The sequence below is a fragment of the Streptomyces sp. NPDC045778 genome (genome assembly GCF_056431945.1).
The window spans coordinates 289495-315088 of record NZ_JBWKJZ010000001.1; the positions used below are offsets into that span (position 1 = coordinate 289495).

Genomic DNA, 25594 nt, shown 5'->3' on the forward strand with positions numbered 1-25594 from the left:
GGCGGCGTAATCTATCTCAGCTCTAGATAGAACGTTCTAGAAAGTCCAGAGTTCGAAGTCCGGAGCGCCGGACAGCGGGGGCCACGCTCTAGAAGACGGACTCCGCCTCGTCCATCCGGTCCTTCGGGACGGTCTTCAGCTCTGTCACGGCCTCCGCGAGCGGCACCATCTCGATGTCCGTGCCGCGCAGGGCGGTCATGCGGCCGTAGTCGCCGCGGTGCACGGCCTCGACGGCGTGCCAGCCGAAGCGGGTGGCCAGGACGCGGTCGTACGCGGTGGGCGTGCCGCCGCGCTGGACGTGGCCGAGGATGACCGGCTTGGCCTCCTTGCCGAGGCGCTTCTCCAGCTCGTAGGCGAGGGCCGTGCCGATGCCCTGGAAGCGCTCGTGGCCGAACTGGTCGATGGCGCCCTTGCCGTAGTCCATGGTGCCGTCGGCGGGGTGGGCGCCCTCGGCGACGCAGATCACCGCGAACTTCTTGCCGCGCGCGAACCGCTCCTCGACCATCGTGACCAGGTCGGCCGGGTCGAAGGGGCGCTCGGGCAGGCAGATGCCGTGGGCGCCGCCCGCCATGCCGGACTCCAGGGCGATCCAGCCCGCGTGCCGCCCCATGACCTCGACGACCATCACGCGCTGGTGGGACTCGGCGGTGGTCTTCAGCCGGTCCATGGCCTCGGTGGCCACGCCGACGGCCGTGTCGAAGCCGAAGGTGCGGTCCGTGGAGGAGATGTCGTTGTCGATGGTCTTGGGTACGCCGACGACCGGGACCCCGGCCTCGTGGAGCATCTTCGCCGCGGTCAGCGTGCCCTCGCCGCCGATCGGGATGAGGGCGTCGAAGCCGCTCTTCTCGATCAGGTCCTTGGCGTTGTCGCAGGCGGCGCGGAAGCGGGCGCGCTCCAGGCGGGAGGAGCCGAGGATCGTACCGCCGCGGGAGAGGATGCCGCTGACCGCGTTCAGGTCCAGGGTGCGGTAGCGCCCGTCCAGCAGGCCCGCGTACCCGTCCTCGAAGCCGATGACCTCGTCGCCGTAGTTCGTGACGGCTCGGTGCACGACCGACCGGATCACTGCGTTGAGGCCCGGGCAGTCGCCGCCCGCGGTGAGAATTCCGATACGCATCGCGCTGTGTCTCCTGCTCGCTGTTGCTTCGTGTGAGCCGGTCCGATTGTTCCACGGCGTTCGGCCAGCCTGCGACTTAGCCAGCCGCAGAGGTATTGTCAAGAGGGCACGACCAACAATATCGGGTGTTTTTCCGGCGCTGCCGGAGCTGCCCTCCCCCTCCTCACCAGCGAAGACAGAGAAGAAACGGAGAGCACGCGTGACGCGCAGCGTGTACGTGACCGGGATCGACCGGGGCGACGGCCGTCAGGTCGTCGAGCTGGGAGTCATGGAACTCCTGACCCGCCGGGTGGACCGGGTGGGGGTCTTCCGCCCGCTCGTCCACGACGGACCGGACCGCCTCTTCGAGCTGCTGCGCGCCCGGTACCGGCTCTCGCAGGACCCGGCGTCCGTGTACGGCATGGACTACCACGAGGCGTCCGCGCTCCAGGCCGAGCAGGGCACCGACGAGCTGGTCTCCCGGCTCGTCGACCGTTTCCACCAGGTCGCGCGCGCCTTCGACGTGGTCCTGGTGCTGGGTACCGACTTCGCCGCCACCCAGCTCCCGGACGAGCTGTCGCTCAACGCCCGGCTCGCGAACGAGTTCGGCGCCTCCGTGCTCGCCGTCGTCGGTGGCAAGAACCAGACCGCCGAGTCGGTGCGCGCCGAGACCCGCAACGCCTACCGCGCCTACGAGGCCCTGGGCTGCGACGTCCTCGCGGTGGTCACCAACCGCGTGGCCCCGGCCGATCGCGAGGAGATCCAGGAGGGCCTCGCCGCGAGCCTGCCGGTGCCCTGCTACGTGCTGCCCGACGAGCCCGCCCTGGCCGCGCCGACCGTCGCGCAGATCACCCACGCGCTCGGCGGCCGGGTGCTCCTCGGCGACGACTCGGGCCTGGCCCGGGACGCCCTCGACTTCGTCTTCGGCGGCGCGATGCTGCCGACCTTCCTGAACGCCCTGACCCCGGGCTGCATGGTCGTGACCCCCGGCGACCGCGCCGACCTGGTCGTCGGCGCGCTCGCCGCGCACAGCGCGGGCACCCCGCCGATCGCAGGCGTCCTGCTGACCCTGAACGAGCAGCCGGGCCCGGAGATCCTGCGCCTGGCCGACCGGCTCGCGCCCGGCACGCCCGTCGTCGCCGTGTCCGGCGGCTCGTTCCCGACGGCCGCCGAGCTGTTCGCCCTGGAGGGCAAGCTGAACGCGGCGACGCCGCGCAAGGCCGAGACCGCCCTCGGCGTCTTCGAGCGGCACACCGACATCGCCGAACTCCTTGAGCGCCTCTCGGTGTCGGGCAGCGACCGGGTCACGCCGATGATGTTCGAGCACAAGCTCCTGGAGCGGGCCCGCGCCGACCGCCGCCGCGTCGTACTGCCCGAGGGCACCGAGGAGCGCGTCCTGCGCGCCGCCGACGTGCTGCTGCGCCGGGGGGTGTGCGACCTGACGCTGCTCGGCCCGGTGGAGGCCATCCGCAAGAAGGCCGCCGACCTCGGCGTGGACCTCGCGGACTCGCAGCTCGTCGACCCGCAGACGTCCGAGCTGCGCCAGGACTTCGCCGAGGAGTACGCGCGCCTGCGCGCCCACAAGGGCGTGACCGTGGAGCTGGCGTACGACGTCGTGGCGGACGTGAACTACTTCGGCACGCTGATGGTGCAGCGCGGCCTCGCCGACGGCATGGTGTCCGGCTCCGTGCACTCCACGGCCGCGACCATCCGCCCCGCCTTCGAGATCATCAAGACGAAGCCGGACGCGTCGATCGTGTCGTCCGTGTTCTTCATGTGCCTGGCCGACAAGGTCCTCGTGTACGGCGACTGCGCGGTCAACCCCGACCCGAACGCCACGCAGCTCGCGGACATCGCCGTCCAGTCGGCGGGCACGGCGGCGCAGTTCGGCGTCGAGCCGCGCATCGCGATGCTGTCGTACTCCACCGGCACCTCCGGCTCGGGCGCGGACGTCGACAAGGTGCGCGAGGCCACCGAGCTGGTCCGAGGCCAGCGGCCCGACCTGAAGATCGAGGGGCCGATCCAGTACGACGCGGCCGTCGAGCCGTCGGTGGCCGCCACCAAGCTGCCGGGCTCCGACGTCGCGGGCCAGGCCAGTGTCCTGGTCTTCCCTGACCTGAACACCGGCAACAACACCTACAAGGCCGTGCAGCGCTCGGCCGGCGCGATCGCCGTCGGCCCGGTGCTCCAGGGCCTGCGCAAGCCCGTGAACGACCTGTCCCGCGGCGCGCTCGTCCAGGACATCGTGAACACCGTCGCCATCACGGCGATCCAGGCCCAGACCCCCACCCAGTCCCCCACCGAGAAGGCCCCCCAGTGAGCAGCTCCACCCGTGTTCTCGTCCTCAACTCCGGCTCGTCGTCGGTGAAGTACCAGCTGCTCGACATGGCGGACTCGAGCCGCCTGGCGATGGGCCTCGTCGAGCGCATCGGCGAGGAGACGTCGCGGCTCAAGCACACCCCGCTGACCGGTGACGGCGCCGAGCGCGAGCGCACCGGGCCGATCGCCGACCACGAGGCGGCGCTGAAGGCCGTCGCCGAGGAGCTGGCGGCGGACGGGCTCGGCCTGGACTCGCCCGAGCTTGCCGCGATCGGCCACCGGGTGGTGCACGGCGGCCTGAAGTTCACCGAGCCCACGGTGATCGACGACGCGGTGCTCGCCGAGATCGAGCGCCTGGTGCCGGTGGCCCCCCTGCACAACCCGGCCAACATCACCGGCATCCGTACGGCCCAGGCTCTCCGGCCCGACCTGCCGCAGGTCGCCGTCTTCGACACCGCCTTCCACACGACGATGCCGGAGGCGGCCGCCCGCTACGCGATCGACGTGGCCACCGCCGACGAGCACCGCGTACGGCGGTACGGCTTCCACGGCACCTCGCACGCGTACGTGTCGCGGGCCACCGCGGAGCTGCTCGGCAAGGCCCCCGAGGACGTGAACGTCATCGTGCTGCACCTGGGCAACGGCGCGTCCGCGTCCGCCGTACGCGGCGGCCGGTGCGTGGACACCTCCATGGGGCTCACGCCTTTGGAGGGGCTCGTGATGGGTACGCGCTCCGGAGACATGGATCCGGCCGTGATCTTCCACCTGGCGCGGGTGGGCGGCCTTTCCATCGACGAAATCGACACGCTCCTCAACAAGAAGAGCGGCCTTATCGGCCTCTGCGGCGACAACGACATGCGGGAGATCCGCCGTCGCATCGACGAGGGGGACGAACAGGCGCGGCTCGCCTTCGACATCTACATTCACCGCCTGAAGAAGTACATCGGCGCCTATTACGCGGTGCTCGGCCGGGTGGACGCCATCGCCTTCACGGCGGGGGTCGGCGAGAACGCGGCGCCGGTGCGCGAGGCCGCCGTGGCGGGCCTGGAGGAACTGGGCCTCGCGGTGGACGGCGACCTGAACGCGGTGCGCGGCGACGAGCCGCGGCTGATCTCCCCCGAGTACGCGCGGGTGAAGGTCGCGGTCGTACCGACCGACGAAGAACTGGAAATCGCCGCGCAGACTTATGCGCTGGCAGGAAAGAACAGCTGAGCACCGACGCGCCCATTTGTATCTTCCGCCAGACGGAATATTCCGCAGCGAAACAAACCGATAGGATCGTCCCCATGCGCCGTTCCAAAATCGTCTGCACCCTGGGTCCCGCCGTCGACTCCGAGGACCAGCTCGTCTCGCTGATCGAAGCCGGCATGAACGTGGCCCGCTTCAACTTCAGCCACGGCACGCACGCCGAGCACCAGGGGCGGTACGACCGCGTCCGGGCCGCGGCGGAGCGCACCGGCCGTGCCATCGGCGTCCTCGCCGACCTCCAGGGCCCGAAGATCCGCCTGGAGACCTTCGCCGAGGGCCCGGTCGAGCTGGTGCGCGGTGACGAGTTCACCATCACCGCCGAGGACGTGCCCGGCGACAAGTCGATCTGCGGGACGACGTACAAGGGCCTGCCCGGCGACGTCACCAAGGGCGACCAGGTCCTCATCAACGACGGCAACGTCGAGCTGAAGGTCGTCGAGATCGACGGCCCGCGCGTCAAGACGATCGTCGTCGAGGGCGGCGTCATCTCGGACCACAAGGGCATCAACCTGCCCGGCGCGGCCGTGAACGTGCCCGCGCTCTCCGAGAAGGACATCGAGGACCTGCGCTTCGCCCTGAAGATGGGCTGCGACATGGTCGCCCTGTCCTTCGTGCGCGACGCGAACGACGTGAAGGACGTCCACAAGGTGATGGACGAGGAGGGCCGCCGGGTCCCCGTCATCGCCAAGGTGGAGAAGCCGCAGGCCGTCGAGAACATGGCTGACGTCGTGGCGGCGTTCGACGGTGTCATGGTCGCGCGCGGCGACCTGGCCGTCGAGTACCCGCTCGAGAAGGTCCCGATGGTGCAGAAGCGCCTCGTGGAGATGTGCCGCCGCAACGCCAAGCCGGTGATCGTCGCGACCCAGATGATGGAGTCGATGATCACCAACTCCCGCCCCACCCGCGCCGAGGCGTCCGACGTCGCCAACGCGATCCTGGACGGCGCCGACGCGGTGATGCTGTCGGCCGAGTCCAGCGTGGGCGCGTACCCGATCGAGACGGTCAAGACCATGTCGAAGATCGTGGCGGCGGCGGAGGAGGAGCTGCTCTCCAAGGGCCTCCAGCCGCTGGTCCCCGGCAAGAAGCCGCGCACGCAGGGCGGTTCGGTGGCCCGTGCCGCCTGCGAGATCGCGGACTTCCTCGACGGCAAGGCCCTGGTGGCCTTCACCAAGTCCGGTGACACCGCACGGCGTCTCTCCCGCTACCGCGCGGCCCAGCCGATCCTGGCCTTCACCACGGACCAGGAGACCCGCAACCAGCTCGCGCTGAGCTGGGGCGTGGAGTCCTTCGTCGTCCCGCACGTCGACAACACGGACGAGATGGTCGAGCTGGTGGACGCCGAGCTGCTCAAGCTCAAGCGCTACAACGAGGGCGACACCATGGTCATCACGGCCGGCTCGCCCCCCGGCGTCCCCGGCACCACGAACATGGTCCGGGTGCACCACCTGGGCAACGGCTGCCGCGACTGACGTCGTCGGACCGTGAGAGGAGGGCGTCCCCCGGCGGGGGGCGCCCTCCTCTCGTCTCACCGCGGCCGGTTCAGTCGGTGATCGACTGGTGCAGGCCCGGGATGGTGAGGTCGCCGCCGAACTGGCCCGCCTGCTGGACCTTCACATGGGTGAAGTAGATCAGCGGCAGGTTCAGGGGCGGCGGGTGCTCCGGGTCGAAGGTGATCGGGATCAGGCCGAACAGGTTGCCGGAGATGCGCTCCGTGTACATCGTCGTGTCGCCGTTGCGGATCGTGGACGTGGAGCCCTTGGCGGCCTGGACGTGGTACTTCGTGCCGCCCGGTCCTCCGACGATCTGGTGCAGGTCGCCGATGTCCGTGCCGCCGCTGATGATGTACTTCAGCGCCTGCTTGGTCCGGCCGTCGGGCATCTTCAGGTTCACGACGCCCTTGTAGTCGGCCCCCTTGAGCAGCAGGGAGCTGGCCTCCAGGTGCCACGGCTGGTTCGGGATCGGCGCGGGCGGCTGCTCGTCGTCGCCCGCCACCTTCTTCTCCACGACGCACGGGAAGGGCTTCTTGCCGTTCCCGTCCGGGGCCATGGGGTCCTTGGACTCCTCGGGGGCGGGCTCGTCCTTGGCGCCGCCGGCCTTGTCCTCGCTCTTGTCCCCGGTCTTGTCCTCGGCCTTGTCGCGGGCGTCCTCGGCGGTGTCCTTCGCCTTGCCGGTGGTGTCCTGGACGGGCTCGGTGGCCTTGCCTGGCCGACTGCCGTCGGTCTTGTCGGCCTTGTCATCCGGTGACTCGGACGGCTTCGGGGCCCGCGGCTCCTTCTCGCGCTCCTCCGGCGTGAGGAGGTCCTTGAGGGCGTCGCCGACACCCAGCGGGTCCAGCGGATTCGTGGGCTTGGCCGACTCCGGGGCGGGCTTCGCCCTCTCGGGGGTCTCCGCGGTCCGCGACGCCGAGGGCGTAGGCGACGCCGACGGCGAGGGCCCGTCCGCCTCGTCCTTCTCCCGCACCTCCTCGGCCCGCTTCCGCGCGTCCTCCGCCTGCTTCTTGCGGGCGGCCTCCTTCTCGGCCTTGTCCGCGGCGGCCTTGTCGGCAGCTGCCTCGTCCGCGGCGGCCTTCTCCGCGTCCTTGGACTGCTCGTCGGGGGCCGTCACGCACGGCCCGTCCTGGAAGGGGTTCTCGGGCACACCCGGCTTCGCCTGTGCGAGCTGCGGCGTCAGCCCCATCCCCATGAGGACGGCGGTGGGCATGGCCGCGAGGGCGATGGCCTTGCCGACGGGTACACGAGTCAACAGCGGCTTCCTGGGGGCCGCGTGCCGCGGCCCCGTTCTCCCACGGGATGTGCCCGCGTCACTCCCGCGGCGCACCTCGTCAGTCGGCACGGTGCCTCCCGTTCGTCCCGTTGGCCGGGCTCGTTCCTGACAAGTCATCGGTCGCGCCGCCCGGTGCCTTCGTGCTGCGTCTCTTGGGCCGCTGGGGCCTGTGGGGCTTCTGCGGCTTCTCGTGCACCCAGGAGACGCCGAGCGCACCGCCGACGAGGGCGAGCAGGAAGCCCATGACGAAGCCGCCGAAGTTGGACACCACCAGGGAGACCAGGGCGAGCAGGATCGCCGCGACACCCGCGAACACGCGGGACTGCGGCTGGAACCACATGGTCAGGCCGAGCACGACCAACAGCACGCCGATGATCAGGGATCCGGCCCCGGCGGTGGTCGCCATCCGGATGGTCAAGGTGCCGAGCGTGAGGTTCGCGTACGGGAAGTACATGATCGGGATGCCGCCGAGCAGCGTCAGCAGGCCACCCCAGAACGGGCGCTGACCGCGCCACCCCCGGAAACCCCGGCGCATCCGGGCAAGCTTGCTGTCGAGGCCCACCTGCGCTTCGGCGCTCATGTCGTACCGCTCCTCGGGTATGGCGTTTGGTTCTCTGTGTCGGATACGGGCACGGGGACGGCTGGTTGAAGACGTGGCGCCCCCGCGCCCGGCCGTTCGGCGCGACGAGCGCGGCTCAGACAGCAAGGGCCCCGGCAGTGGTCCCGCCTGCGGCTCGGTGGAGCGAAGCGGAGGGGTGGGACCGGGGAGACCGAGGCGTCGACTGCCTCAGTAGCACTCGTGCTTGCCCTTCTTGACCGACATGTGCAGGCCGGAGAGCTTGAACGTGCCCGCGCTGGTGGCCCACGCGCGCTGCTCCACATCGGTGAAGAGCACCTCGTCGGCCTGCTGCGCGAACGAGTCCGGAACGTACTGCTTCTTGGGCTTGTCCTGCGGGTTCCGGCCGGGACCCTTCGTCGTGCGGTCGATCGACACGCCGATGTCGACGTTGGTGAACGTCGCGTTGGCGCGCAGGTCGTCGGCGTCGATGAAGAGCTTCTTGGCCAGGACGGGGTCACCCCCGCCACCGGCCTTGAGCGTCATCGACACATCGCCGAACATCGGCACCGGGACGACCACGGACTGGCACAGCTTCGTGATCTCCGCCGAGTCCAGGCCGACGACGGCGACCGGGTGCTTGCCCGACTTGCCGACGTCCATCGCCCCGTACTGGACGAATCCCGTGCCCTTGAGTTCCTTGGCGGTCACCTTGAACTGCTGACCGGACACACTGAACGATGCCGCGAGCGCACCCTGCGAGAGGGCCACGCCTATCGCGGCGGTCGCCGCGACGCTCGGCACCATGACCACGGCGAACCGCTTCCATCTGGTTCCGCCACGAGCCACGGACTCCATGACTTTCCTCCTTCTCGGACGTACATCTCCGTCCCGCTGCTCCCGAGGGGCCGGTTCAGCGGAGCGGGGATGGGAGAAGTGCTACGTCCTCGGACAGGAGAGCGCCCGCGTCGCCAGGCGCGCGTCGCGCCTGAGTCACCGGCGATCACCCCCGAGCGACAACCACTGGTCGCGCCTGACTCATCACGCACAACCCTGCCGGACAGGCCCTGCCGTCGGGACGGGCAGAGACCCCCCTGTCCAGGACCGGCGACGGTGTCACCGGCCCACTCGGTGGGGAACCGGAAAACCCGTCTCCCGAATGGCTGTCGGAGTGCGGGCAACGGACCGAGCGTGGCCGATCGTGGTGCATTCTCGGCGCCCGCACAAGGGGTTCATTACTGGCCGGTAACGGTGGGATAACCGAAGCCTGACGGCCTGATATCGATCAACGACACACGGTGGTTTCAACAGACCGGCAACATCCGGATATTGGAGAACAGAAGGGGACAGAAGACCGCCCTCGACTTACTCCAAGTAACAGTGGCCGCGTTTACCAAGATTTGGCAAAACGCGGCCACTGTGGCACTGCGGAGGCAGATTTTTCACTTGGACACCACGCGCCCCCGCCCGATGTGAACCGGTCAGCGGACAGTTCGCCGGGCAGGGCGGGGCAAAACCGGCGGAATGCCGGACTCCGGGCTTATCACGCCCGGAGGGCGGTTCAGAAGAGCACCCGGGCGAGCGCCGTGCGCGCCGCCGTCACGCGCGGGTCGTCCGCGCCCACCACCTCGAAGAGTTCGAGCAGGCGCACGCGAGCGGCGTCGCGCTCCTCGCCCGCGGTGCGCCGGACCGTCTCGACCAGGCGCCCGAAGGCGTCCTCGACGTGCCCGCCGACCAGGTCGAGGTCGGCCGCCGCGATCTGCGCCCGGGCGTCGCCCGGCTTCTCGGCGGCCTCCTTGCGGACGGCCTGCGGGTCCATGTCCTGCACGCGGCGCAGGAGTTGGGCCTGGGCGAGGCCGAGCTTGGCCTCGGTGTTGCCGGGGTCGTCGCTCAGCACGTTCTCGTACGCCCGGACGGCGCCGCTCAGGTCGCCCGCGTCCAGGGCCTGGACGGCGGCCGCGAGTGCGGCGTCGTACGGCCCCGCGGGGACGGGGGCGGGCTGCGCCTCGTCGGAGGCGTCCGCGTCGACGGTCAGGCCGGTGAGCCCGAAGCGCTCCTCCGCGACCTGGACCAGCTGGTCGAGGGTCTGGCGGATCTGCGCCTCGGGGGCCGCGCCCTGGAAGAGCGGCAGGGCCTGGCCCGCGACCACCGCGAACACCGCGGGGATGCCCTGCACGCCGAACTGCTGCATCAGCATCTGGTTCGCGTCGACGTCGATCTTCGCGAGCAGGAAGCGGCCGGCGTATTCCAGCGTCAGCCGTTCCAGAAGCGGGCTGAGCTGCTTGCACGGCTCGCACCACTCGGCCCAGAAGTCGATGACGACGGGCACCTCGGTGGAACGCTGGAGTACGTCGCGCTCGAAGCCCGCCTCGTCGACGTCGATGACGAGACTCGCGGGGGTGACGGCTCCGCCGCCGCCCTGCCTGGCCGCTTCGGCGCGGGCCTGCTCCGCCTTCGCCTTGGCCTCCTGGGCCGCCTTCACCGCGGCGAGGTCGACGACTCCGCTCATGGACATGTTCCGTGGCTGCATGAGTACATCCTCCCCCAAGCCGTACGGGAACCGTGCCCCTCCGTGGACCCCCGCCGGATTGCGGGCCTCGCGGACGGGCTCGGGTCCAGGTCCCGAGGAGGACCTTCGTGCCGTTCGTCGCGCGGAGTCCCCACCCCGCGCTCGTGGTTGCCGCCCCTGGGGCGGTAGAGGTTCGCTCGCAGCGCCTCGCCGCCGGACGTGGCCGTGCGGCCTGCGTACGCGGCTTTCGCTACGGGTCGTAGCGTAACTGGATCCGGTTCGGCCCGGCACCGGGCCCCAGGTGATCTGCCTCACTCGCGGCCGGCCGACGGGAGCGTACCGACCGGTATGGTCGCGGGCATGCAGAGCCGCAGTACACCGTCCGCGCGCGCCGGTGGCCGCCCGCGCAGCGCCGAGGCGGACGCCGCCATCCTCGAAGCGACCCGCGCCGCCCTGGTCGACCTCGGCTGGACGAAGCTGACCCTGGGCGACGTGGCGACGCGGGCGGGGGTCGCCAAGACGACCCTGTACCGGCGCTGGGCGGGCAAGAGCGAGCTGGTCGTGGACGCGGTCGCCGAACTCTTCGACGAGCTGGAGCTGCCGGACAGCGGCAGCCTCGCCAGCGACATCGAGAGCGTGGTCCTCCAGTTCGCGGCGCTGCTCGGACGGCCCGAGACGAAGACGGCCCTGATGGCGGTGGTCGCGGAGTCCACGACGGACGCCCCGCTGCGGGAACGGGTCCGCGCCTCCATCGTGGACCGGCAGAAGCGGCTGGTCCTCGAAGGGCGGCAGCGCGCGCAGGCGCGGGGCGAGCTGCCCGTCGAGCCCGACGCGGGCGCCGCCGCCCGGACGGCCGACCTCATCTTCGACGTCATCGCCGGGGCGGTGGTGCACCGCGCCCTGGTCAGCGCCGAGCCGGTCGACCCCGACTGGGCCCGCAGCTTCACCCTCCTCCTCCTGGGCGGCCTCTCCGCGGCGCCTGGCCGGGGGCCTGACACGCCCTAGCCCGCGGCCCGCCCTCGCGACCCGCTCGAACACCGCGCTACCGCGCTCGTCCTCAAACGCCGGACGGGCTGAATCGGTCCCCCGCATGCCGTCGGCCGTTCGCTCCCCACGACGACGCCGCGAAAGCCGCCAGGTCGGGGCCGGACCAGGTCGCTGGGGCAGGCACGGGGGGAGCGGGTGGGAGAGATCCCGCCGCGTAGCGGCGGGGCAGGAGGGAGACGGCCCCGCAGCCGCCCCGCCGGGCCCGGGGCCCGGGTCAGACCTGGTAGCGGGAGGGGGCGAAGAGGGCGAGGTTGGCCTCCACCCAGGCGGAAGTGTGGGCGAGGCCCTCCTTGAGGGAGACCTCCGGCGTCCAGCCGGCCCACTCCCGGGCCCGGGAGTTGTCGGAGACCAGGCGCTCCACCTCGCTCCCGGCCGGCCGCAGCCGCGCGGGATCGACCACGACCCGGGCCTCGCGCCCGCTCGCGGCGACGAGCGCGTCCGCCAGCTCCCCGATCGAGATCTCCCGCCCCACCCCGAGGTTCACCACGTGCCCCAGCGCCCGCTCGCTCTCCGCGACGGCGAGGAAGCCGCGCGCGGTGTCGGTCACGTACGTGAAGTCACGCGTCGGCGTGAGGGAGCCGAGCTTGATCTCCCGCGCGCCGGAGTGCAGTTGGGCGAGGATGGTGGGGATCACGGCCCGGGCGGACTGCCGCGGCCCGTAGGTGTTGAAGGGCCGCACGACCGCCACGGGCAGCTCGAAGGCGTGCCAGTGGGACAGCACCGTCATGTCGGCGCCGATCTTCGACGCGGAGTACGGGGACTGCGGCTGCAACGGGTGGCTCTCGCCGATCGGCACCGTACGCGCGGTCCCGTACACCTCGCTGGTCGACGTGTGCACGAGCCGCCGCACCGCGTGCCGCCGGCAGGCCTCCGCGACGTTCTCGGTGCCGACGACGTTCGTCTGCACGTACGCGCCGGGAGAGTCGTACGAGTACGGGATGCCGATGAGCGCCGCCAGGTGGAAGACGGTGTCGCACCCGGAGACGACATCGGAGACGCGCCCCGGGTCGCGTACGTCACCGGCGACGAACTCGATCCGCGGGTCGCCGAGCAGATGCGCCAGGTTCCCCTTCTCCGCGTACGGCTTGTAGTGCACGAAGGCGCGGACGCGGGCGCCGCGCTCCAGGAGCAGGTCGACGAGGGTGGAGCCGATGAATCCCTCGGCGCCGGTGACGAGGACGGTGCGGTCGTTCCAGTCGAACCGGTCGAAGGACGACGACTGCGGGGTGGGCGTGGTCATGCGGCGTTCTCCCAGGGGGTGAAGGGGTGGTGGGCGGGTACCGCCCGGTGGGCGAGGTCGAGGACGCGCGCCGCGAGCAGGTCGGCGGCGCGGGCGTGCGGCCCGGGATCGGCGGCTTCGCTCATGGCGGCGAGCCGCGCCGGGTCGTCGAGGAGCGGCCCGGTGAGGGCGGCGAGCCGGTCGGCGGTGACCTCCGCGTCGGGCAGGAGGAGGCCCGCGCCCGCGTCGGACAGGACGCGCGCGTTGTGGGTCTGGTGGTCGCCGGGCGCGTGCGGATAGGGCACGAGGACGGCGGGCACCCCGGTGCTGGCCAGTTCGGCGACGGTCGCCGAGCCCGCGCGGCACACCACCAGGTCGGCGGCGGCGTACGCGAGGTCCATGCGGTCCAGATAGGGCACGGCACGGGCGACGGCGTCCCCGCCGTCGTACGCGAGCCGCGCCCGCGCCTCGTCGAGCGCGGCGGGCCCGGTCTTGATCAGCAGATGGACGTCGCCGCGGTGCCGCCAGCGCGCGGCGAGTCCGAGCGCGGCCCCGGTGAGGCGGGCCGCGCCCAGGCTGCCGCCGTTGAAGAGCAGGAGCCGCGCCCCGTCCGGCACCCCGAGCGCCCGGCGCGCGTCGGCGCGCAGGGCGGCCCTGTCCAGGCGGGCCAGGGCGGCCGCGATGGGCATGCCGGTGGTGTGGGCGCGGTGGCCGCCGGGCAGGTGCGCGCGGCTGCGGTCGAAGGCGACGGCGATGTGCGGGGTGAGGCGCGCGGCGAAGCGGTTGGCGCGCCCGGGGACGGCGTTGGACTCGTGGATGAGGCTGGGCAGGCCCACCATCCGGGCGCCGACGACGACGGGGGCGCTGGGGTAGCCGCCCATGCCGACGGCGAGGTGCGCGCCCTGCTCGCGCAGGATGGCCCGGCACTGGGCGCCGGACTTCAGGAGCGCGGCGGGCAGCAGGTACCGCTTCGCGCCGAGCGCCGGGTCGAAGGGGATCATGTCGACGGTGTGCAGGCGGTACCCGGCCTCGGGGATGAGCCGGGTCTCCAGGCCCCGCTCGGTCCCCACGAACGAGACGACGGCGTCCGGTACGGCCCGGCGCAGGGCGTCGGCGAGGGCGAGGCCCGGGTAGATGTGCCCGCCGGTGCCCCCCGCGCCGATCACGACGGACAGGGGCCCGGTCGGCCCGGGCACGGTGGCGGAAGTGACGGCTGGTTTCATACCGACTCACCGTCGACGCCCGCTCTAAGAGGGTTTTAAGAGCCGCGTTTGGCACCTTTGGTGCATGAACGAGATGAGGCACAAGGGGCAGCAGGGGCCCGCGACCCGCGGCCCCGCCGCCAAGGTGCTCGTCGTCGACGACGACCCCGAGGTGCGGGCCGCCGTGGAGGACGCGCTCACCGTCGAGGGCTATCTGGTCCGCGGGGCCGGGGACGGCCAGCAGGCGCTGACCGCCGTGGCCCGGTGGGAGCCGGGCCTGGTCGTGCTCGACGTGATGATGCCCGTCATGGACGGGCTCGCCGTCTGCCGTCAGCTGCGGGCGGCGGGCGACCGCACCCCGGTGCTCGTGCTCACCGCCCGGGACGCCGTGAGCGACCGGGTCGACGGACTCGACGCGGGTGCCGACGACTACCTGGTCAAGCCCTTCGCCCTGGACGAGCTGGCGGCCCGGGTGCGCGCGCTGCTCCGCCGCGCGGGCGCGGACGCGGGCGACCCCGCCGCCGACGGCGACGAGCTGACGTACGGGGACCTGAGCCTGGATGCGCGCACCCGCACCGGCGTGCGCGGCGGGCGCCGCGTCGAGTTCAGCCGGACGGAGGCCACGCTGCTCGAACTGCTGCTGCGCAACGCGGGCCAGGTCCTTCCGCGCGAGCTGATCCACGAGGCGGTGTGGGGGCGGGACTTCGGGCCGGACTCCAACTCGCTCGCGGTGTACGTCGGCTATCTGCGGCGCAAGCTGGAGTGCGGCGGCGAGACCCGGCTCGTGCACACCGTGCACGGCGTCGGCTACCGGCTCGGCTCACCGTGAGCGCCGCCCGCGCGCGCCGCGCGCTGGGGGCCCGCTGGCGGCGGCGCCGTCCGCTGCGCACCCGGCTCGCGGTGGCCGCGTCCGCCGCGGTGGCGCTGGTCGCGATCTGTGTGTGCGCCGCGTCGTTCTTCGTGCTCCGCTACAAGCTGTACCAGCAGCTCGACCAGAACCTGGCCCAGTCCGCGACCCTGGCCGCGCAGCAGCACCGCGCCGAGGACGGGGACTACGGCGTGCTCGCGGGCGAGTGCCGCTACCTGGGTGCTCCGGCCTGTGCGCAGGTCGTCCCCGCCGCCGCGGCCGACGACCCGGAGAAGCCGTACCTGCTGCCCGTGAACCGCTCCACGCGTCGGGTCGCGGCGGGCGAACTGCCCGCGTTCTACTCGAACTTCACCCTCCCCAACGGCAAGCCGGGCCGCATGCTCACCACCAGCTACGGCAAGGGCGCGGCCGTCCAGGTGGCGCTGCGTGCCGACATCGCCGAGCGCGGGGTGCGGCAGACCGCGGCGATCCTGTCGGCGGTGGGCGGCGCGGGCGTCCTCCTGTCCGCGCTCGGCGGCTACTGGGTCTCGCGCACCGGCCTCGCGCCGGTCGCGCGCCTCACCGCGACGGCGGAGCGCATCGCCGCGACCCGGGACGCCCGGCACCGCATCGAGCTGCCGCCGGGGCCGCCGGGCCGCGAGGACGAGGTGACGCGGCTCGCCACGGCCTTCAACACCATGCTCGCCGAGCTGGAGGAGTCCGTCGCGGCCCGCCGCCGCCTCGTCGCCGACGCCTCGCACGAGCTGCGCACGCCGCTCACCGCGCTGCGTACGAACGCCGAACTGCTCGCCCGGGCCGACCTGTTGAACGCGGCCCAGCGGGACCGGGCATCGGGCGCGCTCGCCCGTCAGCTGCGCGAGGTGACCGGGCTCGTCAACGACCTCATCGAGCTGGCCCGGGACGAGGAGCCGCGGCCGCTCCTCGAGGACGTGGCGCTCGCGCCGCTCGTCACCCACGTGGTGGAGGCCGCGCGGGAGCACTGGCCGGGGGTCGTCCTCACCCTCGACGTCGCGCCCGGCGCGGAGGGCCTGACGCTGCCGGGCGTGCCCGCGCGGCTCGCCCGGCTCGTCACCAACCTCCTGGACAACGCGGCCAAGTTCAGCCCTCCGGGCGGCCTCGTGGAGGTCACCCTCTCCCCCGGCGAGCTGACGGTCCGCGACCACGGCCCCGGCATCGCCCCGGAGGACCTGCCGCACGTCTTCGACCGCTTCTACCGCGCCGAAAGGGCCCGCGCCCTGCCCGGCTCCGGCCTGGGCCTGGCCATGGCCCGCCAGATCGCCCACGCCCACGGCGCGGACCTCCACGCGGAAGCCGCCCCGGGCGGCGGCGCCCTGTTCCGCCTGACCTGGCCGGCCCCCGCCTAGGCCCCGCGCTCACCGACCCGGTCAGCCGGAACCCCTCATGAGCCGGGACCGACCACCCCGAGCGCGACGAGCACCCCCGAGACCGAGAGGACTGTCCCGGTCACCCGGAATATCCACGTGTTGTAGGCACGGGCAGCCCTCCCCGGCCTCCGACCGGACAGCGCGCTCCCGTCACCCCCGGCAGCGCGCTGGAACCTCTTCGCGTTGATCGCGAACATCGCTCCGAAGACAGTCAGAAAAAGTCCGACAGCAATATGCATCGATCCCCCGGGGGCTCTCGCGTTGCCTCGTGATGGATGCGCCGCGTCCACACGCGGCGCATCCACCCCGTCACTTCCTGCGGTCACGCAGCAGCTTGGTCACGATGGCGACACCGAAGACAGCGGCCACGGCCAGAAAGAGCGCCTGCCCCCAGACCGGCAGCTCAGGCTTGCCACCGGCAGCGATCAAGTAGTGCGTCTGCATAGCGGATCCTTCTCAGAATGTGTACTTCACCTTCGCCGAACACTTGGGATTGCTGCTGAAGCTGGTACCGAGCGAACCCGAGGTTTCGCCTGTGTCACTCACCGACGCGCTGTAGTACCCCGCTGAGCACTGCGCCTCTCCGCCCAGCCCGGCAGTTGCGTCGGCCGCGCCGGCTGACAGCCCGCCACTGATTCCTGGGGTGCCTGCCCCTACACCGACACTGGGGTGCACCGACGCGTCGTCGTTGACGGATACGCCTACTTCCAGGCACCCTCCGAAGGCGCAGCCTTCAATGCTGAAGCCGATGGACGCGAGTCCGGCGGGGTCGATCCGGTTGACCGGGTCGCCCTCCGCGTAAAGGTAGGGGTTCTTGTCCTGGCCCGACGGGTCCGGTTGGGTGAAGCGACCTATGAAGGGGTCGTAGTAGCGAGCTGCGAAGTGGTACAGACCGGTGGGGTCCTGGTAGCCGCCGGCAAAGCGGTACGGCTGGTTGACGGTTTCCCTGGTGGCTTTGCGGGTGACACCACGGGGACTGTACGAGTAGTCATTGACCTTGGTTCCGGACTCGTCGACGAGTGCGACCACTGAGCCGGTCGCGTCGGTGAGGTAGTAGTAGCGCTTGCCGTCGACGGTCACGGAGTTGAGAGTGCCCCCAGGTTCTCGGTTGAAGCCCATGTCGGCTCCCCCCGTGGTCTTGGCCGACAGACCGAGCGGGCCGTTGTGGAAGAACGTGTCGCCGAGCCGGATCCGCTCGCCCTGATCGGTGGAGCCGTACTGGCCCGCGTACGTCGTGCCGCCGACGGTGATCGATGTCATCTGCGAGTGGTCGGACCAGGCCACACCCGTGCGCGCCTGCGCCGCGTTCGGCGCACCCGCCGTCTCGTTGCCGGATTGGTCGTAGGACCAGCCGACGCTGGAGCCGTTCTTGGCCGTGAGCTGCTGGGCGTCGTTGAAGGTATGGGTGGTGCCACGGGGGCAGCCCTTCTCCATACCCTGACTGGTGAGGTTCCCGGCGAGGTCGTAGCAGTACTGCCAGGACTCGTTGACGGCGGAGCCCTTGTTCTCGGCAGCGTAGGAGAAGCGCCCGGCACCGTCGTAGGTGTAGGTCGTCCTCATCCCGGTCGTCGCGTCGGACTTCGTGCGGATCTTGTTGCCGTCGGTCTTGGCGTCGGTGCCGTAGCCATAGGTGTACGACAGGTCGACCAGCGTGCGCTCTTTCAGGGTTGCCTTGATCTTCTCGGGGCGGCCGGACTTGTCGACGTCGACCTTCTGGACGGTGCCGCCAGGGTAGGTCGTCTCGGTGCGGACGTCGTTGCGGTTGTAGTCGAAGGTCGTGGTCTTGTCCGCGGCATCGGTGAGGGACTTGAGCTTGTTGACCTCGTTCCAGGTGTAGTCCGTCCTCCCCGCGGGGTCCTGGTAGAAGTGGACGTTCCCGGCGGGTGTGTAGGTGAGGAGCGTCTGCGAACCGTCCTGGAGCGTGCGGACCGTCTCGCGCTGGAGTGGGTCGAAGGCGTACTTCACCGTCCCGGTGGAGTCCGAGCGCTGCGTGAGGTTGCCGTCACCGTCGTACCAGTAGCGGACTGTGCCCCCTGGTGTGAATACCGTCTTGACGCGATCACGCTCGTCGTATCCGTACTCGGTCCTGATACCGCGCCCGTCGGTGACGGACGCGGTGCGGCCGAGTTTGTCATGGGTGTAGGCGACCTCGCCCAGCGGGGCAGGGGTCTTGACCCTGGTCAGGTTGCCCTTGGCGTCATAGGTGAAGGACGTGGCGACCGTCCTGGACGAGCTCATCTTCGTCTTCGCCGTGCAGCGCTGGCCTTCGAAGCCGCCGCAGTCAGGCGTGGCGGAGTTGTAGGTGTAGGTGCGGGTGCCCCCGCCGCTGCCCGTCTGTGCGACCGAGAGGGTATTGCCCGCCGTGTCGTAGCCGAAGTCGGTCTTCTCGCCGTCAGCGTTGGTCGAGGACTTCGGTACGTCACCGCCGGCGATGGTCTGCCAGCTGTTGACGCTCTTGCCGCCGGTGGGCGTGGTGACACTGGTCGGATTGTTACGGGAGTCCCACCCGTACTTGGTCACGTTGCCCGGCGTGCTCCCTGAACCCATCGCGTCCGTCGCGGAGTCGATGTTGCGGTTGGCGTCGAAGGTCTTGGCGCGCTCCCGCCCCAAGTGGTCGACCGACTTGGACACTTCGCCGTCCGCGTTGTGGTGGTAGGTGGTGTGATGCCTCTCGGGGTCGGTGACCTTCGTGGTACCCGCGGCCGTCGGCGCGGGCGCCGAGTAGGTGTAGGTGTACGTCGGGCCGGTGTGGCCGGAGCCGTCGAAGTCGGTGGCCCGCAGCATCGAGGTGACGCGGTTGGCATCGTCGTAGGTGAAGACCGTGACCCGCCCCTCCGCCGTGGTGATCTTGGTGAGCCGACGGGAGGAGTCGTAGCCGAGCACGGTGGACTTGCCTTCGGTGTCGGTCGTGCGGGCCAGGTCGCCGGCCGGATTGAGGTCGAACACCGCGGTGCGGCCGGTGTGATCCTTGGCCTGCCACTGTGAGGCGTCCGTCTTCACGAGGTCGACCCAGCGCCCGGAACGGGCCTCCGTGACCTTGAAGCCCTTGTGCTCGCTGCCCCCGTCGTGCTGTTCCACGGTGATCGTGCCGTCGTTGCGGTCGGTCACCTTCGTCAGGGTGCCGTGCTCGTCGTAGGTGTCCTTGGAGCCGGACTTGCGGTCGGTGAGCGTATAGGTCCCGTCACCGTTCTTCTTCAGGTCCCTGGAGTAGCCCTTAGGCGTGATGAGAGAGCTGCCGCTCCTCTTGAAACGCACCGACGCACCAGTGGCGTCGTACAGGACGACCTCGGCGTCTGCCAGTTGGAGATAGCGCTCGTAGCCCTGCCACCAGCGCTGGGAGACCTTGCCCCAGGGTGCGTCCAGTGAGTTGTACGTGCGGGAGAGGGTGAGGTCCTGCCCCACTCCCGCGATGTCGAAGTCCGTACCAGCCAACAGGAGGTTGCCGGTGGACAGATCGATGCGGGCGGTCAGCGAGTCAGTGACACGGAAGTCGCTGAACTGGTGCCAGGGCACGCCACCCTGCCCCTCCGGCACATCGGCATCGGCATCGGCATACGAGCGAGCCACCCCGCCCGTACGCGATGCAACCTCTCCGACCCGCTTGCGCTGCTCCTCGCGCCAGGCCGCACGCCGTGCCGAGGGTGCCGTCTCCACCTCACTGGCGACCGGCTTGTTGGTACCCACCTTCACTGCCGGCATCGATAAGTCCGGCGCACCCCGGCCCCAGACGGAGCCGCCCCTCTCCAGCGGATCGGACGGCTTGGCGGTCGCGGGCAGTACGGTGAGCGTCAGGGCTCCGGCTGTCAGAGCCGAGAGCACGAGGGCGACCGATCTCTTTCGAGCACGTCGAGATGACGTGCTGGTGGCACGCGAATGCATGTGGTCCCCCACAGATGCGAACGTCCCTGAGACCCCAACGGTCAACAGGCGTTCACAAGGTGACACAGGCCCCACACAGGCGAACCCTCGTACCCTTCATTCCCTTCTGCAAACTTCCCGGAATCAGCCCCTCCTCGCGGAGGGCGATCAGCCATGAAAGGCCCCTTGAGAAGCAGGAATTGAACCTCTCGGGGACATGCACCCGCTTGAGCAGTCGTGCATTGCGACCGAAAAGGGTTCCTGCCCCGACCAGCACCATGGGTACCCGGGGCCCGACTGCGGCGGGCGCGCAGGAAAGGCCACGCGCCCGCCGGTGTTCTCACGCGCCGGGGGTCAGAACCCCGCGGGCTCCGTGTACACGCCCCACTCCTCGCGGAGCACCCCGCAGATCTCCCCGAGGGTGGCCTCCGCGCGGACCGCGTCCAGCATGGGGGCGATCATGTTGGACCCGTCGCGGGCGGCGGCGAGCATGGCGTCGAGGCAGGCCCGCACCCGGGCGTCGTCCCGTGCGGCCTTCCGCGAGGCGAGCAGCTTCACCTGCTCCCGCTCGACCTCGTGGCTGACCCGCAGGATCTCCAGGTCCCCGGTCACGGAGCCGTGGTGGGCGTTGACGCCGACGACCCGCTTCTCGCCCTTCTCCAGGGCCTGCTGGTAGCGGAAGGCGGACTCGGCGATCTCCCCGGTGAACCAGCCGTCCTCGATGCCGCGCAGGATGCCGGAGGTGATCGGGCCGATCGGGTGCTGCCCGTCGGGGTGGGCCCGCAGGCCCCGCTCCTTGATCTGCTCGAAGATCTTCTCGGCGTCGGCCTCGATGCGGTCGGTCAGCTGCTCCACGTACCAGGAGCCGCCGAGCGGGTCCGCCACGTTGGCGACGCCGGTCTCCTCCATGAGGACCTGCTGGGTGCGCAGCGCGATCTCCGCGGCCTGCTCGCTGGGCAGCGCGAGGGTCTCGTCGAGGGCGTTGGTGTGCAGGGAGTTGGTGCCGCCGAGCACCGCGGCGAGGGCCTCGACGGCGGTGCGTACCACGTTGTTGTACGGCTGCTGGGCGGTCAGGGAGACGCCCGCCGTCTGCGTGTGGAAGCGCAGCCACTGCGCCTTGTCGGTCCTGGCGCCGTACACCTCCTTCATCCAGCGGGCCCAGATCCGGCGCGCGGCGCGGAACTTGGCGATCTCCTCGAAGAAGTCGACGTGGGCGTCGAAGAAGAAGGACAGGCCCGGGGCGAAGACGTCGACGTCGAGGCCGCGGCTCAGCCCCAGCTCGACGTACCCGAAGCCGTCGGCCAGCGTGTACGCCAGCTCCTGCGCGGCCGTCGCACCCGCCTCGCGGATGTGGTACCCGGAGACCGAGAGCGGCTTGTACGCGGGGATCTCGCGGGCGCAGTGCTCCATGAGGTCGCCGATGAGGCGCAGATGGGGCTCGGGCTCGAAGAGCCACTCCTTCTGCGCGATGTACTCCTTGAAGATGTCGGTCTGGAGCGTGCCGTTCAGCACGCGCGGATCGACTCCCTGACGCTCGGCGGCGACCAGGTACATGCAGAAGGCGGGGACGGCGGGGCCGGAGATCGTCATCGACGTCGTGACGTCGCCGAGCGGGATGTCCTTGAACAGGACCTCCATGTCGGCCGCGGAGTCGATGGCGACGCCGCAGTGGCCGACCTCGCCGAGCGAGCGCGGGTCGTCGGAGTCGCGGCCCATCAGCGTCGGCATGTCGAAGGCGACGGAGAGGCCGCCGCCGCCCGCGGCGAGGATCATCTTGTACCGCTCGTTCGTCTGCTCGGCGTTGCCGAAGCCGGCGAACTGGCGGATCGTCCAGGTGCGCCCGCGGTACCCCGTGGGATAGAGGCCGCGCGTGAAGGGGTATTCGCCCGGCCACCCGATCCGCTCGAAGCCCTCGTACGCGTCCCCGGGCCGGGGCCCGTAGGCAGGCTCGACCGGGTCACCGGAGAGCGTCGTGAAATCGGCGTCGCGCTTCTTCGCGGCGTCGTACCGGGCCTGCCAGCGACGGCGGCCCTCCTCGATGGCGTGAGCGTCCATGCCACCAATTTACTTGGACGTCCTAGTAAATGTCGATGGCTGACCGCCACGGGACGGTCCGTGGCGGTGCGGTTACGCCTTGGCGATCACGGGCGAGGCGTCGGTGAGCAGCGGCTCCACCTCACGCGCGACCTTGCGCTCGACGAAGAACGCCGCCGTCGGGATGGTGCCGGACACCAGGATCCACAGCAGCTTGCCGAACGGCCACTTCGCCTTGGAGCCCAGGTCGAAGGCGAAGATCAGATAGATGATGTAGAGGACGCCGTGGACCTGCGAGACGACGAGCGTCAGGTCCTCGCCCTTCTCGAAGCCGTACTTCGCCACCATGCAGGCGCAGAGGACGAGGAGCATGACGGCGGTGACGTAGGCCATCACCCGGTAGCGGGTCAGCACGCTGCGTTTCATGGCTATGAGCGTAACTGTCCGGTTCACGCGATCTTCGGGCGCCCTAGGCGGCCACGCGCCCGGCGCTCACTCGTCCTCGAAGTCCCGCGCGGCGACCCGCAGGGGCCGCAGCATCGCGAAGATCTCGCCGCACTCCTCGGCGTCGTACACGCCGAGGCCGAAGTCCATGGCCATCAGCTCGCGGGTGGCCTCGTCGACGACCTCGCGGCCCTTGTCGGTGATGGAGGCGAGGGTGCCGCGGCCGTCCTTCGGGTTCGGGCGCTTGTCGACGAGGCCGGAGCGGACCAGGCGGTCGACGGTGTTGGTGACGGAGGTGGGGTGCACCATGAGGCGCTCGCCGATCTTGGACATCGGCAGCTCGCCCGCCTTGGAGAAGGAGAGCAGCACCAGGGCCTCGTAGCGCGCGAAGGTCAGTCCGTACGGCTTGACGACCGCGTCGACCTCGGCGAGCAGGATCTGCTGGGCGCGCATGATGGAGGTGATGGCGCCCATGGCGGGCACGGACCCCCAGCGCTGCTTCCAGAGTTCGTCGGCGCGGGCGATGGGATCGAAGGGGAGACTGAGCGGCTTCGGCACAGCGTCGACCTTAGCCGCCGGGCCCAGGGCGGTCAGCCCCAGTCTCACGATTCGGCAGCGCGTTCGCTTTCCGGGGCGCGTTCGCCGGTCAGAGGGCACGCGGGCGGCGCCGGTGCGCGCGGCGCGGTGGCGCGCACCTCCAGGGCCAGGGCCGCGCAGCAGACCGTGCCGAGCGCGGCGACGGCCGCCACCACCGTGCTCACCGCGAAGAACTCGGCGGCCAGGCCCGCGAGCGCCATGCCGACGCCCTGGAGCGTCATCAGACCGGCCGTGTGGACGGTCATGGCCCGCCCGCGCAGCTCCGGCGGCACCGCGTCCACGAACCAGCGGTCGAGCCCGAGCGTGTACGCCGCCCCCGCCCCGGCGAGCACGAGCACCGGCACGGCGAGGCCGAGGCCGGGCGCGGCCCCGTAGGCGAGCAGCGGCAGGAGCGTGGTGGCCGCGAGCGGCAGCGTGATCCGGGCCCGGGCGCGGGCCGAGAGCGCGGCCCCCGCGTACAGCTCGCCGGCGATGGTGCCGATCGGCATGGCGCACATCAGCAGGCCGACCCCGGCGGATCCGGTGCCGATCTGCTCGGCGTAGGGGGCGGCGAGCGCCTCCGGGGCGACGGCGAACATCGGCGGCGCCCACAGCAGCAGCACCAGCGCGCGCAGGCGCCGCTCGCCCAGGACCTGGCGGGCCCCGGCCAGGGAGTACTTCACGAGGGCGGTGTCGCCGTGCGCGGGTCCCGAGCGGGCGGGGCGCCGCCGCGTCCCGCAGCGCAGCAGGAGCGCGGAGGCGAGGAACGTCACCACGGTGATCACCAGTGCCCCGCGCGGCGGGACCACGGTGAGCAGGACGCCGCCGAGCCCGAAGCCGACGAGCACGGCGCTCTGCGACACCATCCGCAGCAGCGAGCGCCCGAGCACGAACACGTCGCCGTCGCCCAGGACGTCGGTGAGCGTCGCCATCCGCGTGCCGTTGAAGACGGGTGCGACGGCGGCGATCGCGCAGCGCAGGGCGAGCAGGCCCGCCACCGGTGTCGCGGGCAGCGCCATCAGGACCGCGCAGCCCGCGCACAGCAGGTCGCAGCCGACCAGGACGCGCCGGGGCGGATGCCGGTCGGCGACCCCGGCGAACAGCGCGCCGCCGACCAGGTACGGCAGCATGCCGAGCGCGAAGGCGAGCGCGCTGAGCAGCGGCGATCCGGTGAGGTCGTAGACGAGGACGGTCAGCGCGATCTCGCTGACGACCACGCCGAGCAGGGACAGGGCGTGGGCGGCGAAGACGGCCCGGAACTCGCGGACGGCGAAGACGCGCCGGTAGCCGCCCGTGTCGGCGGGCGTGGGGGCTTGCTGGGACATGCGCCCACCCTGGCCGAGTCAGGGAGCGCGCCCTAAAGTTTCGGCTCCGGCCGAATCCACGGCCGGGCCCACGGCCGGACGGGGAGGCCGGATGCCCTTTCACCTGCACTTCGGCGAGGCCGACCCGCTGCGCTGCCGCTTCGCGGTGTCGCCGCTGTGGGAGACCCAGGAGGCGGTGCGCACCCTCAAGCGGCCCGAGCGGCACGGCTACCACCCGCGCTGGCTGCGGCACTCGCGCGCGGCGGCCGAGCGGCTCGACCTGGCGGCCGTCTGGCTCCTGATGCCTCCGCGCGGGCACAGCCCGGACTTCCTCGGGCCGCCGCCGATCGGCCCCGCGGCGGCGTTCGACGAGGAGATCGCGGCGGTGCGCGCGGCGGACCCCGAGGCCGCGCGCGCCGACATGGCCCGGGCGCTCGCGGACACGCCGGGCGCCGCCGAGAGCCCGCTCGGCCGCCGCCTGCTCGCGCGGCCCGCGCGTGCCGTACGGGAGTTGGCGGACGCCCTGGAGGCGGCCTGGCACGCCCTGGTCGAGCCGCACTGGCCGCGCCTGCGCGCGCTCCTGGAGGCGGACGTGGCGTACCACTCGCGGCGGCTCGCCGAGGTCGGCCTCGAAGCGCTCCTGCCGGAACTCGACCGGCGCCTCGCCTGGGAGGCGGGCACGCTGACGGCCCAGTGGCGCGGCCGCCACGCACGGCACCTGGACGGGCGGGGCCTGGTGCTCATGCCGAGCGTGTTCAGCTGGCCGGACGTGATCAGCGGCTACGACCCCCCGTGGCAGCCCACCCTGGTCTACCCGGCCCGCGGGATCGCCGGCCTGTGGACGGCCCCCGCGGAGCACACCCCCGAGCCCCTGGCGCGACTCCTGGGCCAGAACCGCGCCGCCGTCCTCACCGCGCTCGCCGAGCCCGCCACCACCTCCGCGCTCGCCCACCGGCTCGGCCTGGCCCCGTCATCGGTGTCCGCGCACCTGTCCGTGCTGCGCGGGGCGGGCCTGCTCCAGTCGCGCCGGTACGGCCGTCAGGTCCTGTACGAGCGCACGCCGCTCGGCATCGCGCTCAGCACGGGCGGCTGACGCACCCACCGCGGCGCCCGTCCGGCGGGCGGCGGGCGCGCCGCGGCCCGCCGTGTGTCCGACGGGCGGCTGACGC

Annotated in this window: 21 protein-coding genes; 7 read left to right on the forward strand and 14 right to left on the reverse strand. The window is 71.4% G+C overall.

Going from position 1 to position 25594, the window contains the following annotated elements:
• Positions 1 to 88 precede the first annotated feature (88 nt).
• On the reverse strand, positions 89 to 1114 hold the full coding sequence (locus AC07GB_RS01260) for an ATP-dependent 6-phosphofructokinase (RefSeq protein WP_478841145.1): 1026 nt from the start codon (positions 1112 to 1114) through the stop codon (positions 89 to 91).
• Positions 1115 to 1313: 199 nt separating this feature from the next.
• Between AC07GB_RS01260 and pta the strand changes: the two genes are divergently transcribed.
• From pta to pyk, 3 genes are all read left to right on the forward strand, one after another.
• Positions 1314 to 3413, forward strand: coding sequence for a phosphate acetyltransferase (pta, locus tag AC07GB_RS01265; protein WP_478841146.1), 2100 nt, complete (start codon positions 1314 to 1316; stop codon positions 3411 to 3413).
• Positions 3410 to 4624, forward strand: coding sequence for an acetate kinase (locus AC07GB_RS01270; RefSeq protein WP_478841147.1), 1215 nt, complete (start codon positions 3410 to 3412; stop codon positions 4622 to 4624). The genes pta and AC07GB_RS01270 overlap by 4 nt, the downstream gene beginning before the upstream one ends.
• Before the next feature lie 74 nt (positions 4625 to 4698).
• Entirely contained in the window at positions 4699 to 6129 is a 1431-nt protein-coding gene (pyk, locus tag AC07GB_RS01275; RefSeq protein WP_478841148.1) for a pyruvate kinase, read from the forward strand.
• A gap of 70 nt (positions 6130 to 6199) precedes the next feature.
• Here the strand turns inward: pyk and AC07GB_RS01280 are convergent, their stop codons facing one another.
• The 4 genes from AC07GB_RS01280 to AC07GB_RS01295 form a co-directional block, all read right to left on the reverse strand.
• Positions 6200 to 7402, reverse strand: a complete 1203-nt coding sequence (locus AC07GB_RS01280) for a hypothetical protein (protein WP_478841149.1) — start codon at positions 7400 to 7402, stop codon at positions 6200 to 6202.
• A gap of 79 nt (positions 7403 to 7481) precedes the next feature.
• On the reverse strand, positions 7482 to 8003 hold the full coding sequence (locus AC07GB_RS01285; RefSeq protein WP_478841150.1) for a DUF6114 domain-containing protein: 522 nt from the start codon (positions 8001 to 8003) through the stop codon (positions 7482 to 7484).
• A gap of 207 nt (positions 8004 to 8210) precedes the next feature.
• Entirely contained in the window at positions 8211 to 8837 is a 627-nt protein-coding gene (locus AC07GB_RS01290; protein WP_478841151.1) for a DUF6230 family protein, read from the reverse strand.
• Positions 8838 to 9540: 703 nt separating this feature from the next.
• Positions 9541 to 10509, reverse strand: a complete 969-nt coding sequence (locus tag AC07GB_RS01295) for a tetratricopeptide repeat protein (RefSeq protein WP_478841152.1) — start codon at positions 10507 to 10509, stop codon at positions 9541 to 9543.
• 339 nt (positions 10510 to 10848) lie between these two features.
• Between AC07GB_RS01295 and AC07GB_RS01300 the strand changes: the two genes are divergently transcribed.
• On the forward strand, positions 10849 to 11493 hold the full coding sequence (locus AC07GB_RS01300) for a TetR/AcrR family transcriptional regulator (protein ID WP_478841153.1): 645 nt from the start codon (positions 10849 to 10851) through the stop codon (positions 11491 to 11493).
• Between the two features lie 256 nt (positions 11494 to 11749).
• On the opposite strand, the gene AC07GB_RS01305 is transcribed toward AC07GB_RS01300, so the two are convergent.
• A complete protein-coding gene (locus AC07GB_RS01305; RefSeq protein ID WP_478841154.1) occupies positions 11750 to 12775 on the reverse strand; it encodes a GDP-mannose 4,6-dehydratase in 1026 nt (341 codons plus the stop codon).
• The gene (locus AC07GB_RS01310) at positions 12772 to 13977 is read right to left on the reverse strand and encodes a UDP-N-acetylglucosamine--N-acetylmuramyl-(pentapeptide) pyrophosphoryl-undecaprenol N-acetylglucosamine transferase (protein WP_478841155.1); all 1206 of its coding nucleotides are present in this window, start codon (positions 13975 to 13977) and stop codon (positions 12772 to 12774) included. Before AC07GB_RS01310 ends, AC07GB_RS01305 begins: the two co-directional genes overlap by 4 nt.
• Positions 13978 to 14050: 73 nt before the next feature.
• Between AC07GB_RS01310 and AC07GB_RS01315 the strand changes: the two genes are divergently transcribed.
• Both AC07GB_RS01315 and AC07GB_RS01320 read left to right on the forward strand, forming a co-directional pair.
• The gene (locus AC07GB_RS01315; protein WP_478841405.1) at positions 14051 to 14785 is read left to right on the forward strand and encodes a response regulator transcription factor; all 735 of its coding nucleotides are present in this window, start codon (positions 14051 to 14053) and stop codon (positions 14783 to 14785) included.
• Positions 14782 to 16188 (forward strand): sensor histidine kinase, encoded by a 1407-nt coding sequence (locus AC07GB_RS01320; protein WP_478841156.1) that lies wholly within the window; start codon positions 14782 to 14784, stop codon positions 16186 to 16188. Before AC07GB_RS01315 ends, AC07GB_RS01320 begins: the two co-directional genes overlap by 4 nt.
• Before the next feature lie 35 nt (positions 16189 to 16223).
• On the opposite strand, the gene AC07GB_RS01325 is transcribed toward AC07GB_RS01320, so the two are convergent.
• The 7 genes from AC07GB_RS01325 to AC07GB_RS01355 all read right to left on the reverse strand — a co-directional run bounded on the left by AC07GB_RS01325 (position 16224) and on the right by AC07GB_RS01355 (position 24446).
• Entirely contained in the window at positions 16224 to 16406 is a 183-nt protein-coding gene (locus tag AC07GB_RS01325) for a hypothetical protein (RefSeq protein ID WP_478841157.1), read from the reverse strand.
• Between the two features lie 112 nt (positions 16407 to 16518).
• Positions 16519 to 16653, reverse strand: coding sequence for a hypothetical protein (locus AC07GB_RS01330; RefSeq protein WP_478841158.1), 135 nt, complete (start codon positions 16651 to 16653; stop codon positions 16519 to 16521).
• A gap of 12 nt (positions 16654 to 16665) precedes the next feature.
• A complete protein-coding gene (locus AC07GB_RS01335; protein WP_478841159.1) occupies positions 16666 to 19908 on the reverse strand; it encodes an RHS repeat-associated core domain-containing protein in 3243 nt (1080 codons plus the stop codon).
• 513 nt (positions 19909 to 20421) lie between these two features.
• Positions 20422 to 22122, reverse strand: a complete 1701-nt coding sequence (locus AC07GB_RS01340; RefSeq protein ID WP_478841160.1) for an acyl-CoA mutase large subunit family protein — start codon at positions 22120 to 22122, stop codon at positions 20422 to 20424.
• 72 nt (positions 22123 to 22194) lie between these two features.
• Positions 22195 to 22527, reverse strand: a complete 333-nt coding sequence (locus tag AC07GB_RS01345) for a DUF3817 domain-containing protein (protein WP_478841161.1) — start codon at positions 22525 to 22527, stop codon at positions 22195 to 22197.
• Positions 22528 to 22593: 66 nt separating this feature from the next.
• The gene (locus AC07GB_RS01350) at positions 22594 to 23103 is read right to left on the reverse strand and encodes a MarR family winged helix-turn-helix transcriptional regulator (RefSeq protein ID WP_478841162.1); all 510 of its coding nucleotides are present in this window, start codon (positions 23101 to 23103) and stop codon (positions 22594 to 22596) included.
• A 44-nt stretch (positions 23104 to 23147) separates the two neighbouring features.
• Complete coding sequence (locus AC07GB_RS01355) at positions 23148 to 24446, reverse strand: MFS transporter (protein ID WP_478841163.1); 1299 nt, start codon at positions 24444 to 24446, stop codon at positions 23148 to 23150.
• A gap of 91 nt (positions 24447 to 24537) precedes the next feature.
• Here AC07GB_RS01355 and AC07GB_RS01360 point away from each other — a divergent pair, with 91 nt between their 5' ends.
• Complete coding sequence (locus AC07GB_RS01360; RefSeq protein WP_478841164.1) at positions 24538 to 25518, forward strand: ArsR/SmtB family transcription factor; 981 nt, start codon at positions 24538 to 24540, stop codon at positions 25516 to 25518.
• Positions 25519 to 25594: the final 76 nt, after the last annotated feature.

Coding starts and splice junctions, on each gene's coding strand:
- AC07GB_RS01260 (WP_478841145.1), bottom strand. CDS start 1,114: ATGCGTATCGGAATTCTCACCGCGGGCGGCGACTGCCCGGGCCTCAAC.
- pyk (WP_478841148.1), top strand. CDS start 4,699: ATGCGCCGTTCCAAAATCGTCTGCACCCTGGGTCCCGCCGTCGACTCC.
- AC07GB_RS01285 (WP_478841150.1), bottom strand. CDS start 8,003: ATGAGCGCCGAAGCGCAGGTGGGCCTCGACAGCAAGCTTGCCCGGATG.
- AC07GB_RS01290 (WP_478841151.1), bottom strand. CDS start 8,837: ATGGAGTCCGTGGCTCGTGGCGGAACCAGATGGAAGCGGTTCGCCGTG.
- AC07GB_RS01295 (WP_478841152.1), bottom strand. CDS start 10,509: ATGCAGCCACGGAACATGTCCATGAGCGGAGTCGTCGACCTCGCCGCG.
- AC07GB_RS01300 (WP_478841153.1), top strand. CDS start 10,849: ATGCAGAGCCGCAGTACACCGTCCGCGCGCGCCGGTGGCCGCCCGCGC.
- AC07GB_RS01305 (WP_478841154.1), bottom strand. CDS start 12,775: ATGACCACGCCCACCCCGCAGTCGTCGTCCTTCGACCGGTTCGACTGG.
- AC07GB_RS01310 (WP_478841155.1), bottom strand. CDS start 13,977: ATGAAACCAGCCGTCACTTCCGCCACCGTGCCCGGGCCGACCGGGCCC.
- AC07GB_RS01315 (WP_478841405.1), top strand. CDS start 14,051: ATGAGGCACAAGGGGCAGCAGGGGCCCGCGACCCGCGGCCCCGCCGCC.
- AC07GB_RS01325 (WP_478841157.1), bottom strand. CDS start 16,406: ATGTTCGCGATCAACGCGAAGAGGTTCCAGCGCGCTGCCGGGGGTGAC.
- AC07GB_RS01330 (WP_478841158.1), bottom strand. CDS start 16,653: ATGCAGACGCACTACTTGATCGCTGCCGGTGGCAAGCCTGAGCTGCCG.
- AC07GB_RS01335 (WP_478841159.1), bottom strand. CDS start 19,908: ATGCCGGCAGTGAAGGTGGGTACCAACAAGCCGGTCGCCAGTGAGGTG.
- AC07GB_RS01340 (WP_478841160.1), bottom strand. CDS start 22,122: ATGGACGCTCACGCCATCGAGGAGGGCCGCCGTCGCTGGCAGGCCCGG.
- AC07GB_RS01345 (WP_478841161.1), bottom strand. CDS start 22,527: ATGAAACGCAGCGTGCTGACCCGCTACCGGGTGATGGCCTACGTCACC.
- AC07GB_RS01355 (WP_478841163.1), bottom strand. CDS start 24,446: ATGTCCCAGCAAGCCCCCACGCCCGCCGACACGGGCGGCTACCGGCGC.
- AC07GB_RS01360 (WP_478841164.1), top strand. CDS start 24,538: ATGCCCTTTCACCTGCACTTCGGCGAGGCCGACCCGCTGCGCTGCCGC.